Source organism: Kibdelosporangium aridum, assembly GCF_900176515.1.
GTDB lineage: Bacteria > Actinomycetota > Actinomycetes > Mycobacteriales > Pseudonocardiaceae > Kibdelosporangium > Kibdelosporangium aridum.
This window is the reverse complement of sequence record NZ_FWXV01000005.1, coordinates 84,321-98,109: the sequence shown is the minus strand read 5'-3', so window position 1 is coordinate 98,109 and position 13,789 is coordinate 84,321. Positions and strand designations below refer to the sequence as shown.

Below are 13,789 nucleotides of genomic sequence, written 5' to 3'. Positions count from 1 at the left end.
GTCAGCTCCGCCCTCGGTTCGCGAACTCCTCGGGCGTGGCCCCGCCCGGCAACCTCGTCATGAAGTCAAGCACGCCCACCCACGTCGGCCGGACCGCGATCCTTGCCATCTTCAAGCCGGGCTTGTCGACTTCGGCCACCGCCTGCTTGCCCTGCTCTTCCCCGCCGTAACGCTTGTGCGCCAAGCCGTACTCCGGCACCACACCGTCCACATCGGTCACCTCGGCGGCACCACGCAGAAGCAGGACCTCCGGCGGCATGCCGGACGTGTCGATGGTGATCGCGACGTCCGGCTTGGCCCGTAAGGCCTTGATCTTCTTGGCGCCCGCGAACGTGGCGAACACGATCTCCGCACCGTTCCAGTGGAACATCATCGGCATGACACGCGGCGTGCCGTCCGCCGCCACGTAAGCCAGCCGGGCCAGCTCCTTCGATTCGAGCAAACGCTGCGCGACATCGGTCTTCAGCAGGTCAAGGTGTCCTTGCGGCAGGGTCATCGCGGTTCCCTTCTCGAGTTCGTTGTCCTACACTAGCACTAGTTGGTCCTAAATTAGGAGTGGCAATGGCGGACCGGAGCTACGACGACCCCTGCGGGATCGCCCGCGCGCTCGACCTGATCGGCGAACGCTGGGCGCTGCTGGTGGTGCGCGAGTTGCTGTTCGGCCCGAAACGCTTCACGGATCTGAAAGCCGGACTGCCCACTGCCAGCCAGAACGTGCTGTCACACCGTCTGAAAGAGCTCGAGGAATCCGGCATCCTGACCCGCTGCAAACTCGGCCCGCCCGCAGGCGCGTGGGTCTACGAACTCACCGGACGCGGCTACGACCTGCGGCCCGTCATCATCGAACTGGCCAAGTGGGGCTGCCACGCACCGACAGCGTCAGCCGCGACGTTGAGCGTCGCCGCACTGATGCTCGCGATGCTGACCACCTTCTCCCCCACACTGGCCGGCGACTTGGACGCGACCTACGACCTGCATGTGTCCGGCGAGCACTTCCGAGCGGTCGTCGCCAACGGCAAGATCGAGATTGAACCGGGACACGCCGCGGAACCTGACGCGGTGATCGAGACGGACGCGGTCACCCTCCGGAGCATCGTGTTCGGTGGCCGGGCCCTCGCCGACGAGGTGGTGGCGGGCGACGAACGATCAGCGGCGCGATTCCTCGGGCTCTTCCCGCGGCCCGAGATTTACCGCTGATCGGAATATGACTGGCCGCACCCCGGACTGGCTGGGGAAATGGCTATTCTGATCACGTGCGCGTCACTATCGCTGAAGTCGCCCGCCGGGCACGTGTGAGCAAGGCGACCGTTTCGCGGGTGCTCAACAACAAGGGCGATGTCGACGCCGCGACCGCGATCCGGGTACGAGAAGTGATCGCTGCGACCGGCTACACGCCCAGCGCCCGCGCGGTCGGCCTGGCCAAGGGCCGCACGCAGACAGTCGGCATGCTCGTGCCCGGCCTGACGTGGCCGTGGATGGGAGACGTGCTGCAAGGCGTCGCCGACGTGCTCGAAGCGAAGGGCTACGGCCTGCTGCTGAACACGATGAACCGAGGTGCGGAATCGCTGACGCAGTTCGCCAAACACGTGTCGGCCAACGCTTTCGACGGGCTGCTGCTGGTCGAACCACCCGACACCCTCAGCTACATCAGCAGCCTGCACGAGTCCGGCTTCCCGATGGTGATGATCGACGACCGGGGCCACCACCCGGAATTCCCCTCAGTGGCAACAAGCAACCGGGAAGGCGCAGCCTCCGCGGCCCAGCACCTGCTCACCGGCGGCCGAAAGCACCTCGCGGTCGTCACCGGGCCCGCTCAATTCGGTTGCACACGGGACCGAACCGACGGCTTTCGCACCACAGTGGACGAATCAGGCACTCCGTTCGACGCCCGGCTGCAAGTCGAGGGCGACTTCACCCGCGACGGCGGCAGGGAAGCATTCCAGTCCATTCTGGACACCGGCGCGGCGGTCGACGGCGTGTTCGCGCAGAACGACTTGATGGCCGTCGGCGTGCTGGACGCCTTGCGCGCGGCAGGCCGATCCGTGCCGGATGACGTCGCGGTGATCGGCTTCGACGACATCCCCATCGCCTCGCACACCCAGCCGGCGCTCACCACGGTCCGCCAGCCTTCACGTGAAATGGGCGAGGCAGCCGCACGAATGCTGCTCTCGCGGTTGGCAGGCGAGACGCTGCCGCAGGAGCCACAGATCATCCCGACTTCACTGGTTGTCCGGGAATCCGCGTAGATTGCCGGAGCCGCACTCGATTCACCCGCTGTACCCAGTTGATCCGGCGCCCCGGCTGCCTGCCGACCCGCGAGTCCAACTCTCGCCGCACATCGTCGATCGCGGCAAAGCGCAGCCGCGCGTCGCCAGTCGCCTGTTCGAGTGATACGACATCTTCCTGATTGATCCCGAGCTGACGTACCTCCTTGGGATCGAGTTTGACCATCTCCCATTTCGTGGCCGCCTCCGGGTAAGCGAGTCCACGTTGCTGGTACACGTCACGCGCTTACGCAGGTCAGCCATTGCCATGTTTTGGCCCCTCGCACCCGCCGTTCAAGGTCGATACGCGCGCGAGCGCAGTAAGCACGAGCGAGTACTTCGGCATAGGCACCCGGTAGCGTGATCAACGTTTCGATCAAGTGGCCGAGCTGGTCTTTGCTTTCGGCATAGCGCCCCTTCGCAGCGGCTATCTCCGCCAGGAAGAGATCGCGGTCGTAGGATTCGACCTGATCCATCCCGACAACCTGGTCAGCCAATTGCTCGGCCTCGGCAAGAGCGGCCTGGTCGCCCAACAGCCGGTAGCGGACCAACTGGGTACGTGCCAGCAGAAGCAGGCAGACGCCAACCTCGCTCTCGGGTGTGTAGTCACCGTCGATGGCCGAGAACAGCGCCATGGCTTCCCGCAGATTGTTGGCGCTCGTGTCGAGCCGGTAGGTGCGGTCGTGGCCGGTGCTCTCCTCCGCCATCCGCCGGGCGATTTCGCCGACGTACTTCCTGGCGTGCGCCAGTGTCCGCCGTTGATTGACCCTGGACTCGGCGATCCGGATACTGCGGTGCGCCTCCTCCAGCGCATAATCGAGCCGCTGCTCACAGCACAGGTACCACACTTTGCCGCAGGTGCGGATAATCAATTCACGGTCACAGTCGTCCGGCATCAGTTCCTGCGACGTACGCAGCAACTGCAGGCAGCGGCTGACCAATATCTTCATCCGGGCTATGTCACCATGAAATTTAATGACCTTGGCAAGGTCGAGGAAGCCACGAAGCAATTCGACTGCCGGAGGCCGCTCAAGTGCCTCCTTGACGAGTTCCATAGCACGCCCGGACATCGGATCCGCGGCATGCATCTCTTGGAACATCTGTACGAATGAACGCCCATCCGACATTGTGCCACCACCTTCCGCCGAGCCTTGCAAAGCCAGAACACACAAACGCGGAAAACGTGCCAGAAATCTGTCAGCACCTTGTCATAAAACGACAATCCGACACAGGGTTACAGACCACTGTGGACAGTCGAACCTCGATCCCAGGCGGGCACCCGCGCTGTCTAGGGCACGCCACCGACCGTAACCCCTGACGGGACGACCGGATGAGGGACGACCTCTTGACGGCCGGATATCCGCGTTGTTAACTCCAATCATTCCCGTAACCGGTTCCGGAACCGGTATCGGGAGAGCGCTCTCTGTATCGATCAACCCTGCTAGCCCTGCACGAACTCCCCTGCGAGACCTGCTCCCCGACGACGAGAGGCAGGCAGATGAAGTCGTCCCGGCCTGGTCGCTTAACCGCCTTGACGGCAGCGACAGTCACCTTGCTCAGTACGTTCACCCTGATCATCACCGCCAACCAGGCTTCGGCCGCCTGCGGCACGACCAACGTCGCGCTCAACCGGCCGGCCACCGCCTCTTCCACCGAAAACGCTGGTACGCCTGCGAGTGCGGCCGTCGACGGCAACTCCGGCACCCGGTGGTCCAGCGCTTTCAGTGACCCGCAATGGGTCCAGGTCGACCTCGGGTCGGCACAGGCCGTCTGCCGGGTCGGGTTGAACTGGGAAGCCGCTTATTCCAGTGCGTTCCAGATCCAGCTCTCCGCCAACGGCACCTCGTGGACCAACGCCTATTCGACGACCACGAGCACTGGCGGGAACCAGTCAATCGATGTTGTCGGCACCGCCCGTTATGTCAGGATCAACGGGACGGCCCGCGCGACCGGATGGGGGCATTCGTTGTGGGAAATGACCGTCAACGTCGACGACGGTTCAACCGATCCCACTGTTCCGCCAACGGATCCGCGCAACCCGAACCTCGGGCCCAATACGTTCGTCTACAGCCCGTCCACTCCGCAGAGTGAGATTCAGAGCCGGCTCAACGCCATCTCGACCCAGATGCACACCAACCAGTTCGGATCGCAGCGCTACGCCGTTCTGTTCAAGCCCGGCACCTACAACGCCGACGTGAATCTGCGGTTCTACACGCAGGTCGCCGGGCTCGGGCTGCTGCCGGACCAGGTCAACATCAACGGGCATGTCCGGGTCGAGGCCGACTGGCTGCAGCAGGGCGAAGACCCGAACTACAAGGGCAACGCGACGCAGAACTTCTGGCGTGCCGCCGAGAACCTGTCGGTCACGCTGCCCGCCGGTCAGATCGAGCGGTGGGCTGTCGCGCAGGCCGCCCCATACCGGCGGATGCACCTGCGCGGCCAGGTCCAGCTGTGGGATGGCTACATCGGCTGGGCCAGCGGCGGCCTGTTCGCTGACTCACGGATCGACGGGCTGGTGGAATCCGGCTCGCAGCAACAGTTCCTGACCCGTAACTCGGATCTCAACGGCGGCTGGTCCGGGTCGGTGTGGAACATGGTGTTCGTGGGCGCGAACGGGTCGCCGCCACAGAACTTCCCCAACCCGTCGCACACCGTCGTGTCGAACACGCCGGTGATCCGCGAGAAGCCCTTCCTCTACTTCGACGCCGCGGGCAACTACAACGTATTCGTTCCCGCGTTGCGGCAGAATGCCCGCGGCACGTCGTGGGGCAGCGGGAACCCGGCCGGTACATCGATCTCACTGAGCCAGTTCTACGTCGTGCACCCGACTTCCCCGGTCGCCACGATCAACGCGGCTCTGGCGCAAGGCAAGCACCTGCTGTTCACGCCGGGCGTGTACAACCTGACCGACACGATCCGAGTCACCCGGCCGGACACCGTCATCCTCGGTCTTGGTCTGGCTACTTTGTCGCCACGGACTGGTTTGCCCGCCATCACGGTGGCCGATGTGGACGGTGTCAAGGTCGCCGGTCTGCTGATCGACGCGGGCCCGGCGAACTCGCCGGTGCTGATGGAGGTCGGCCCGGCCGGGTCGAACGCCAACCACAGCGCCAACCCCACCTCGCTGCACGACGTGTTCTTCCGCATCGGCGGCCCTGGTGTCGGCAAGGCCTCGACGAGCCTGCGGATCAACAGCCACAACGTGATCGGCGACCACCTATGGCTCTGGCGTGGTGATCACGGCGACGGCATCGGGTGGGACCAGAACACCGCCGCGAACGGTTTGATCGTGAACGGCAACAACGTCACGATGTACGGCTTGTTCGTCGAGCACTACCAGCAGTACCAGGTGATCTGGAACGGCAACGGCGGGCGCACGTACTTCTTCCAGAACGAAATGCCTTACGACCCAGCGTCGAACGCCCAATGGGGATCACCCGGTGGTGGGACGCAAGGATGGGCCGCGTACAAGGTCGCCAACTCGGTGACCACGCACGAGGCTTGGGGCGTGGGAAGTTACTGCTTCTTCAACATCAATCCGGGTGTTGTGGCGAGCCGATCGTTCGAAGTGCCGAACACGCCGGGCGTGCGGTTCCACGGCCTTGTCTCGGTTTCGCTCGGTGGCGTCGGCACGATCAACCGGGTCATCAACGACACTGGCGCGGTGGCCAACACGGCAAACCAAGTCAGCTATGTCCCGAGCTATCCGTAACACCTGAGGCGATCGATGCCGCCAGCCAGTCCAGTGCGGCCTCGGTCTTGCCATCGTCCCGGTCGATCAGCCACGCGAGCACCACACCGTCCACAGTGGAAATGAGGACCCGGCCGATCACGTCGGCCGGGTCCTGCCATGTCTTGTTGTTGCGTTCGGCCACATCGATCAGGAATCTTTCGGCCAGGCCGCAGATCTTGTCCTCGTACTCCCGGATGACCACCGTCGCCGACGGGCGCCGCAGGGCATACGGGATCAGGTCGAACAGTGCCTTGTAGCGCGCGGGATCCGTCCGGTACGGCGCCCAAAGCCGGTGCAGCGCGGCCTTGATCGAAGACTCGACGCCGCCACGCGCCCGCAAGGCCACCGCCGCGACTTCGGCCATCTCGCCGAAGACCAGCGCCGTCAAGGCGTCCAGCAGGTCTTCGACCGAGCGGAAGCAGTAGTGCACGACCGCGGGAGGCAGGTTGGCCTCGCCTGCTATCCGGCGCGTGCTCGCGGCAGCCACACCCTCCGTGGCGACCACCCGCAAAGCGGCTTGGAGCAATTGCCGGCGACGTTGTTCTGCAGGGACACGCGCCACCGCACGAGCATAACCTGCGAAAACGCGGGGCAGGCCGAGTTGGGAAAGTCGCTACTTTCGGCTCTGCACAAGGGCGAGAGGCCCTGCATAACGTGCGGGCACATGTGGAGACGTGCCCTCGTGACAGCCGGCGTCGCCGTGATCCCGTTCCTGGTGGCGCTACCGGCTCCGGCGAATGCCGAAGCCGCGACCGTCGTCCCGGTCCGGATCACCGGCGACCCCGCGAAACGCTTCAACATCGTGATCGTCGGCGACGGGTACACCGCCGCGGAGATGCCGAAGTTCCGGGAACACGTGGACCGGCACGTGAACGTGTTGCTCACCCTCGAGCCGTTCAAGACATATCGCAGTTATCTCAACGTGTACTCGGTGGAGGTGCCGTCCACCGAGTCGGGCGTGAGCTGCGACCCCGATCTGACTTCGCCGCGCCGTAACACGCCTCTGGGCATGGGTTTCTGGGGCGGCTGCAACTCGGCAAGCGTGCAGCGTCTGTTAACTGTGAACAACTCGGCGTTGACCCAGTACGCCGATCTGGTCGCTGGTACGAACGCGAACAACCGCCAGCTTCTCGCGATCGGTAACAGCAATACTTATGGCGGTGCCGGCGGTACGTACGCCACCGCATCGGGCGGGAACGCGCTCTCCGCGCTGATCACGCCGCACGAACTCGGTCATTCGCTCGGTGGCCTCGACGACGAGTACGACTACTACTCCCGAGGTGTGCGCGGTGACCAGTACACCGGCGCCGAACCGTCGTCGATCCACCATTCGCTGTTGACGCCACAGCAGATGCGCTCGCAGCGAGCGAAATGGTGGCGGTGGCTGGGCGAGCCGAGTGAGTCCGGCGGCATCATCGACCGGTTCGAAGGCGGGCTGTACAGCGGGACCGGTGTCTGGCGGCCGAGCAAGCACTCGATGATGAAGTCGCTCGGGTACTACTTCGACCAGATCAGCCGGGAGCGGATGACCCAGCGGATCTCCGGCAAGACGTCGATCCTGCAGGGCGGCACCCCGAACACGGCACCGATCGGCGCCGACCGCGTGGTCTGGGTGGAGACCCTGCACCCGGCTGGGCACGCACTGAACGTGACGTGGCGCCTGGACAATCGCGACTTGCCGACCAACGGGAGTCGTAGTGTCGATCTCCGGCGCGTGCGGATGAGCCCTGGCATACACACGCTTACCGCCACCGTGGTCGATCCGACGCCGTTCGTGCGCGATCCGGCCATTCGCAGCGCGATGAGCAAGACCCGCACGTGGACTGTGGACACGTCGATCAAAACCCCGCCGGACACCACTCCCCTCGGCTTCACATCGTCGACTCCCGCTGATCGACCGGTCGGCGGCGAGGATGTCGTGTTTGTCGAGACATCCCGGCCGACTGCCGTGTCGTGGGCGATCGACGGCCGTCCGGTGCCCACTGCGGGCAACGACCGCGACTTCGACCTGAAGCGCCTGCCTCTCAAGGGATCGCACACGCTGACCGCGTCGATTCCCGGCAAGATGTTGACGTGGAAAGTCGACGCCACCGACCCGGTCGCCAAGTTCGAACTGTCCAAACCGGTCAGCGCGGTCACTCGGCCCGGCCAGCCACCGGAGTACGTCTTCAATGGACCGTTCACGATGAAGCTGACGTCCAGCGATGACACACCCGGTACCGGGATCACGGAGTTCCGCGTCAACGGCGACGGGTGGTACAACTACTTCGGCTGGCCGACCGACGCCAACGCGCCCTTCCTGTTCACCGCGGAGGGCACGAACATCGACAACCTGGTGTACGGCAAGCTCGGCGAACCTCGACTGTCCCCTTGGGACAACGTGCCGCCGGGATACGGCCGCCACACCATCGAATACCGCGCCGTCGACCCGGCAGGGAACGTCAGCTCGGCAGGCAAGTTCATCGTGACGCTGAATCGGCCATAGCCGCCCAACGCGTGTCCACCATTCCGGCACGGTGAAATGTCCACTGGCGAGGGAATTTCATGGTGTTGGAAAGGTGGACACGGGGTGTCGGAAAGGTGGACACGCGCGCATTCCTGCCCGTGGAGTGTGCCCTCGGCTGCCCCGTTGCCAAGCCGAGGACACACCCGGCGAGTGAACCGGCTGCTAGTTGGTCACTCGCACGTAATCCACTGTGAGGGTGTTCGGGAAAGGCGTGCTGTTGTCGGGATCGCCCGGCCAGTAGCCGCCGACCGCCAGGTTCAGGATGACGAAGTGCGGCTTGTTGAAGACCCACTGCCGTCCGCCGAGGTCGGCCGGGGTGCGGCGCTGGAACTCGCGTCCGTCCACCTTCCACACCAGCAGGTTCGGCGACCATTCCAGGCGGAAGGTGTGGAAGCCGTCGGCGAAGCGCGGGCCGTTGAAGGCCGCGCCGATCCCACCGGAGCCCGAGTAGCCGGGGCCGTGGATCGTGCCGTGCACCGTGTTGGGCTCACGGCCGATGTTCTCCATGACGTCGATCTCGCCGCACGCCGGCCAGCCGACCTGGCCGATGTCGTTGCCCAGCAACCAGAACGCCGGCCACATGCCTTGGCCGTGCGACATCTTGATCCTTGCTTCGAAGGTGCCGTACGTCTGGCTGAACTTGCCGGACGTGTTCAGCCGGGCCGATGTGTGCGTGCACCGGCCGTACCAGCAGTTGTAGTTGCCTGGGTTCTCCTTGCGGGCGGTGATCACCAGCTGGCCCTGGCCGTTCATCGAAGCGTTGGCCGTGCGGTTGGTGTAGTACTGCCGCTCGTGGTTGTTGACGTTGTCGCCGACTTCGAGATTCCACTTGCGAGTGTCGACAGCACTGCCTGCCGCACCGTTGAACTCGTCGGAGAACGTCGTCGCCGCGATGCCGACGTCGGCACCGGCCGATTGCACAAGGACAACCGGCCCGCACACCACGGCCATCGCGGCGATGACCACAACGCGTGACAGCCTCGACAAGGGGCGGGAGAAGGGTTTGGACATCGTTGTCACCTCTCTTCTGGACTTCCCGGCGGCGCACTGGCACGCGAAAAACCCCGAGGTCACAACGAAAGCGCAGGGATCGCGTCCAGGACACGATTTGTTGTGGCAGCCAACAAAGTATGGCGGTCCAGACCACTCAGGGCAAGGGGAGCGCTCTCACGAGTTACGCAAGGTTGCGATGAAGGCCCGCGCGGCCGGGCTCCGCGGACCGCTCGCGCGCCATCCCCACGCCAGCCGTCCCCGCAGCTCGGCGCCGGTCACGGTGATCGGATGCAAGTCAGCCCGGTTGCGCACAAGGGACTCCGGCAAGATCGCGATGCCCAGTCCCCTCGCGGCGAGATCGGCCAGCACGGACGGCGTTGCCGCCTCGAACGCCACGCGAGGCCGAAAACCCGCTGTGGTGCAGGCGTTTTCCAGGATCGCCCGGATCGCTGTGCCGTCCGGCAAGCAGATCAACGGATGCCCACGCAGGTCCTTGATCGGCATCCGCTTGACCTTCGCGAGTGGATCGCCAAGGCCGACCGCGGCCACGAGCCGCTCGTCCGACAGCATGTGCAGGTCCAGACCAGGCAGGTCGGTCGCGAGCCCGATGATCGCCACGTCGAGGCGTCCGCCGTGCAGATCGTCGACCAGCTTGCCGGAATTGGCCTCGGCCAGGGTGATCTCCACGGCCGGGAAGTCGTCGTGGAACTGGGCGAGCAGCACCGGGATGTCGACCGGATGCGAGGTGACCATGCCGATGGCGAGATGGCCACGGACCAGCCCGGCCAGCTCGTCAACGGCCAGCTTCGCGCCTTCCACGGCTCGCAGTGCCGCTCTGGCGTGCGGCAGGACCGCGGCGCCCATCTCGGTCACCCGGACCGTGCGGCCGGAACGGTCGAGCAGTTGATGGCCGAATTCCTTCTCCAGCTGACGGATCTGTGCGCTGATCCCGGGCTGTGCCACGTGCATCCGTTCCGCTGCCCTGGTGAAATTCGCCTCCTCGACCACCGCGACGAAGTACGCCAGCTGCCTGAGTTCCATAACTGACGATTCTAGCTCTCAGACGATCTAGCTCTTGGACTTCTGGCTGATGGCGGCGCACGCTGGAGTCATGAAGAAAGCAACGCACCCGGAAGACCTGGCCCGCTTGTTCGTCGAATACGCCAACGCGGGCGACGCCGACAGCATGGCCCAGCTGTACGCCGAGGACGCCGTCCTCGACTTTCCCGCGGGCAACCCGACGATCGGCCGTGACGCGATCCGCGCGGTGCTCAAGCAACTCGTCGCCGCGCGTCCGCAGTTCACTGTGGAGCAGCCGCTGCCGACGTTGATCAACGGCGACATCGCATTGACCGCGACCGTCCCCGCGGACGGCACGGGTGGACGCACCCAGGTCGCGCGTCGGCAACCCGACGGGACCTGGCTGCGCATCCTCGACCGGCCGGAACGGGCTACGAAGTGAAGAACTTCCGCAGCGCCGCAGCGGTTTCCTGCGGCGCTTCCTCCGGCAGGTAGTGATCGCTGGGCAACGCCGCACCCGCGACTTGGCCGGCATACGAACGCCAGACCTCGAGCACGTCGTAGGTCCGTCCGACAAAGCTGTGCTCGCCCCACAACGCGAGCAACGGCATGGACAGCGTGCCACCGGAAGCGTCGTGTTCGAGATCGATCGTCGCCGCAGCCCGGTAGTCGGCACAAGACGCGCTGATCGCCGCGGGATCGGAGAAACACCGCACGTATTCGTCGATCGCGGCCGGGTCGAACGGGATACCGCCGCCGTGCCGGCTGCGCATCCGCGCCTTGATCCAGAACTCAGGGTCCTTCCCGATCAGGCGCTCGGGAATCCCGTTGCCCGCGGCGAGGAAGAACCAGTGGAAATAGCCGAGGCCGAAGTCCTTGTCCGCGTGCTCGAAGGTGTGCTTGGTCGGCACGATGTCCAGCACCGCCAACGCTGTCACGGCTTCGGGATGGTCGAGCGCGAGCCGGTGCCCGACTCGGCCACCCCGGTCGTGCCCGGCGACGCGGAACTCCGCGAACCCCAGCTGCCGCATGACGCCCAGCTGATCCTCGGCCATCGCCCGCTTCGAGTACTCCACATTGGACGGACTCGGCGTGGGTTTCGAGCTGTCGCCGTAACCGCGAAGATCGGTCAGCACCACGGTGAAGTCCTTGGCCAGCATTGGCGCCACGTGGTGCCAGATGACGTGTGTCTGCGGGTATCCGTGCATCAACAGCACTGGCGGCCCGGAACCGCCGACCGCACAGTTGATGCGCACCTCACCGACGTCGACCCGCTGGTAGTCGAAAGGAAGTCTCACGAGAGGCGTTCCAGCAACGCGTCGATGAATTCGCGCGTTGTCGCCGTGCCGCCGAGGTCTCGGGTGCGCAGGTCCGTGGTCGCGAAAAGTGAAGCAATCGCTTGCTCGATCTCGTCCGCGGCTTCGGCGTGGCCAAGGTGGCGCACCATCATCGCACCGGTCCACACCGCGCCGACCGGGTTGGCCACGCCCTGCCCGGCGATGTCCGGCGCGGAGCCGTGCACCGGCTCGAACATCGACGGGAAGTCCCGTTCCGGGTTGAGGTTCGCGGCGGGCGCCACTCCGATGCTGCCCGCGACCGCGGCGGCGAGGTCGCTCAGGATGTCACCGAACAGGTTCGACGCGACGATCACGTCGAATCGCGCGGGGTCGAGAACCACCTTGGCGCACAACGCGTCGATGTGTTCCTGCGTCCACGCGATGTCCGGGAAGGTCCCGGCGCGTTCGGCGACCACTTCGTCCCAGAACGGCATGGTGTGCACGATTCCGTTCGACTTCGTGGCCGAGGTGACGTGCTTGCCGCGTCCCTGCGCCAGCGTGAAGGCGTAGTCGACGATCCTGGTCACGCCCGCGCGCGTGAACACCGCTTCCTGAACGGCCATCTCGCTGGGGAAGCCGCGGTTCATCCGGCCGCCGATCTCGCTGTACTCCCCCTCGACGTTCTCCCTGACCACCACGAAGTCAACCTCGGACGTGGCCGACCGGACCGGACTGGGCACGCCGTCGAACACGCGGATCGGCCGGAGGTTGACGTACTGCTGGAACTGGCGCCGGATCGGGATCAGCAGACCCCACAGCGACACATGGTCGGGCACGGACGGATCACCCACCGCGCCAAGGAAGATCGCGTCGTGGTGGCGGATCTGGTCGAGTCCGTTCGCCGGCATCATCGCGCCTTCGCTGCGGAAGCGGGCGCAGGACCAGTCGAAGGAGTCGTAGCTGAGTTCGTAGCCGTGGCGTTTGCCCACGGCGTCGAGGATCGAGCAGGCCGCGGGCGTCACCTCCTGGCCGATGCCGTCGCCGGGGATGAGCGCGATGCGGTGCGTCTGCATCGTTCGATAGCACCACTTCCGGGGCGGCACGTCCAAGTGACGTTAACGTCCAGACCTATAGGCGATGCCTATAAAGGCCTCCGCGGCGGGACTGAGCCAGGCTTTCCGGTTGACCAGCGCGATGTTGAGGTACGCGGGCGGGTCGAGATCGAGCACGTCAGCGCCCGCCTGCCGGGCCAACGGCGCCCACGACTCGGTGAGCACCGCCAGCCCGACTCCGCCGAGCACCAGCGGCAGGATCGACTCCCGATGCTCCGACTCGACGACCGCGGTCAATTCGATCCCGTCGGCCCGCATCTGGTCGACAACCCGCCGCATGCCGGTGCCGACTTGCCCCACGATCATCCGTTGCCCGTGCAAGTCGGCACGCTTCAGTACCTTCCGCCGCGCGAACCACCCGGCCGGAGCGACCACCACGAACCGCTGTCGCCGCAGGGTTTTCAGTGTCAGGTCGGCTGCGGCGGGCTCTTCGCTGGTGCCCAGCAGCCCGAGTTCGGCCACCCCGGTGCGGACCATGCCGATCACGTCCGGCGCGGTGGACGCGGCCCGGACACTCACCTTCAGACCTGGGTGGTGTTCAGTGAACTCCCTGATCATCCCGCTCAACGGCTCCACGGCCTGTGAGGGCATCGAAGCGATCTCGACGCACCCCGTGACGAGCCCGGCGACCGACGCCACGCTGTCGCGTGCGACCGCCAGGCTCCTGATCACGTCACGCGCCGGTTCGACCAGCGAACGCCCAGCGTCGGTGAGTACAAGACGGCGGCCGACCCGGTGGAACAGCTCCTGCCCCAGATCACGCTCCAACGCGCGGATCGCCTGGGACAACGACGGCTGCGTCAGGAAAAGCGCCGACGCGGCCCGGTTGACTCCACCGTGGTCGACAACCGCGAGAAAGTACTCCAACTGCCTGGCGTCCATAC

At 65.5% G+C, this 13,789-nt stretch carries 12 protein-coding genes and 1 pseudogene; 5 read left to right on the top strand and 8 right to left on the bottom strand.

Going from position 1 to position 13,789, the window contains the following annotated elements; translation table 11 throughout:
- Position 1: 1 nt before the first annotated feature.
- The gene (locus tag B9C43_RS27730) at positions 2 to 496 is read right to left on the bottom strand and encodes a pyridoxamine 5'-phosphate oxidase family protein (RefSeq protein ID WP_084429955.1); all 495 of its coding nucleotides are present in this window, start codon (positions 494 to 496) and stop codon (positions 2 to 4) included.
- Positions 497 to 561: 65 nt separating this feature from the next.
- Here B9C43_RS27730 and B9C43_RS27725 point away from each other — a divergent pair, with 65 nt between their 5' ends.
- Together B9C43_RS27725 and B9C43_RS27720 are read left to right on the top strand one after the other, a co-directional pair.
- Positions 562 to 1,197, top strand: coding sequence for a winged helix-turn-helix transcriptional regulator (locus B9C43_RS27725; protein WP_235038874.1), 636 nt, complete (start codon positions 562 to 564; stop codon positions 1,195 to 1,197).
- Positions 1,198 to 1,253: 56 nt separating this feature from the next.
- Positions 1,254 to 2,246: a LacI family DNA-binding transcriptional regulator gene (locus B9C43_RS27720; protein ID WP_084429954.1), complete on the top strand. Its 993-nt coding sequence runs from the start codon at positions 1,254 to 1,256 to the stop codon at positions 2,244 to 2,246.
- A gap of 257 nt (positions 2,247 to 2,503) precedes the next feature.
- Here the strand turns inward: B9C43_RS27720 and B9C43_RS27710 are convergent, their stop codons facing one another.
- Positions 2,504 to 3,364 carry a hypothetical protein gene (locus B9C43_RS27710; protein ID WP_143446639.1) on the bottom strand — a complete coding sequence of 287 codons (861 nt, stop codon included), beginning with the start codon at positions 3,362 to 3,364 and terminating at the stop codon, positions 2,504 to 2,506.
- A 431-nt stretch (positions 3,365 to 3,795) separates the two neighbouring features.
- On the opposite strand from B9C43_RS27710, the gene B9C43_RS27705 reads away from it, so the two are divergent.
- Complete coding sequence (locus B9C43_RS27705) at positions 3,796 to 5,976, top strand: discoidin domain-containing protein (RefSeq protein ID WP_235038873.1); 2,181 nt, start codon at positions 3,796 to 3,798, stop codon at positions 5,974 to 5,976.
- Here B9C43_RS27705 and B9C43_RS27700 read toward each other — a convergent pair.
- Entirely contained in the window at positions 5,951 to 6,559 is a 609-nt protein-coding gene (locus B9C43_RS27700) for a TetR/AcrR family transcriptional regulator (protein WP_160096733.1), read from the bottom strand. The genes B9C43_RS27705 and B9C43_RS27700 overlap by 26 nt on opposite strands.
- Before the next feature lie 102 nt (positions 6,560 to 6,661).
- Here B9C43_RS27700 and B9C43_RS27695 point away from each other — a divergent pair, with 102 nt between their 5' ends.
- On the top strand, positions 6,662 to 8,482 hold the full coding sequence (locus B9C43_RS27695; RefSeq protein ID WP_084429949.1) for a M64 family metallopeptidase: 1,821 nt from the start codon (positions 6,662 to 6,664) through the stop codon (positions 8,480 to 8,482).
- Positions 8,483 to 8,668: 186 nt separating this feature from the next.
- Here the strand turns inward: B9C43_RS27695 and B9C43_RS27690 are convergent.
- Both B9C43_RS27690 and B9C43_RS27685 read right to left on the bottom strand, forming a co-directional pair.
- Positions 8,669 to 9,454 (bottom strand): annotated as a pseudogene (locus tag B9C43_RS27690) (glycoside hydrolase family 16 protein); the annotation flags it as partial.
- Positions 9,455 to 9,670: 216 nt separating this feature from the next.
- A complete protein-coding gene (locus B9C43_RS27685) occupies positions 9,671 to 10,537 on the bottom strand; it encodes a LysR substrate-binding domain-containing protein (protein ID WP_084429947.1) in 867 nt (288 codons plus the stop codon).
- A gap of 70 nt (positions 10,538 to 10,607) precedes the next feature.
- Between B9C43_RS27685 and B9C43_RS27680 the strand changes: the two genes are divergently transcribed.
- Positions 10,608 to 10,958: a YybH family protein gene (locus B9C43_RS27680; protein ID WP_235038872.1), complete on the top strand. Its 351-nt coding sequence runs from the start codon at positions 10,608 to 10,610 to the stop codon at positions 10,956 to 10,958.
- On the opposite strand, the gene B9C43_RS27675 is transcribed toward B9C43_RS27680, so the two are convergent.
- From B9C43_RS27675 to B9C43_RS27665, 3 genes are read right to left on the bottom strand one after another with little or no spacing between them, the layout of a single operon-like run.
- Positions 10,948 to 11,814 (bottom strand): alpha/beta fold hydrolase, encoded by an 867-nt coding sequence (locus B9C43_RS27675; RefSeq protein ID WP_084429946.1) that lies wholly within the window; start codon positions 11,812 to 11,814, stop codon positions 10,948 to 10,950. The two genes, B9C43_RS27680 and B9C43_RS27675, sit on opposite strands and share 11 nt — an antisense overlap.
- Positions 11,811 to 12,866, bottom strand: coding sequence for a tartrate dehydrogenase (locus tag B9C43_RS27670; protein WP_084429945.1), 1,056 nt, complete (start codon positions 12,864 to 12,866; stop codon positions 11,811 to 11,813). The genes B9C43_RS27675 and B9C43_RS27670 overlap by 4 nt, the downstream gene beginning before the upstream one ends.
- A 42-nt stretch (positions 12,867 to 12,908) precedes the next feature.
- On the bottom strand, positions 12,909 to 13,787 hold the full coding sequence (locus B9C43_RS27665) for a LysR family transcriptional regulator (RefSeq protein ID WP_033387766.1): 879 nt from the start codon (positions 13,785 to 13,787) through the stop codon (positions 12,909 to 12,911).
- Between the last annotated feature and the right edge of the window lie 2 nt (positions 13,788 to 13,789).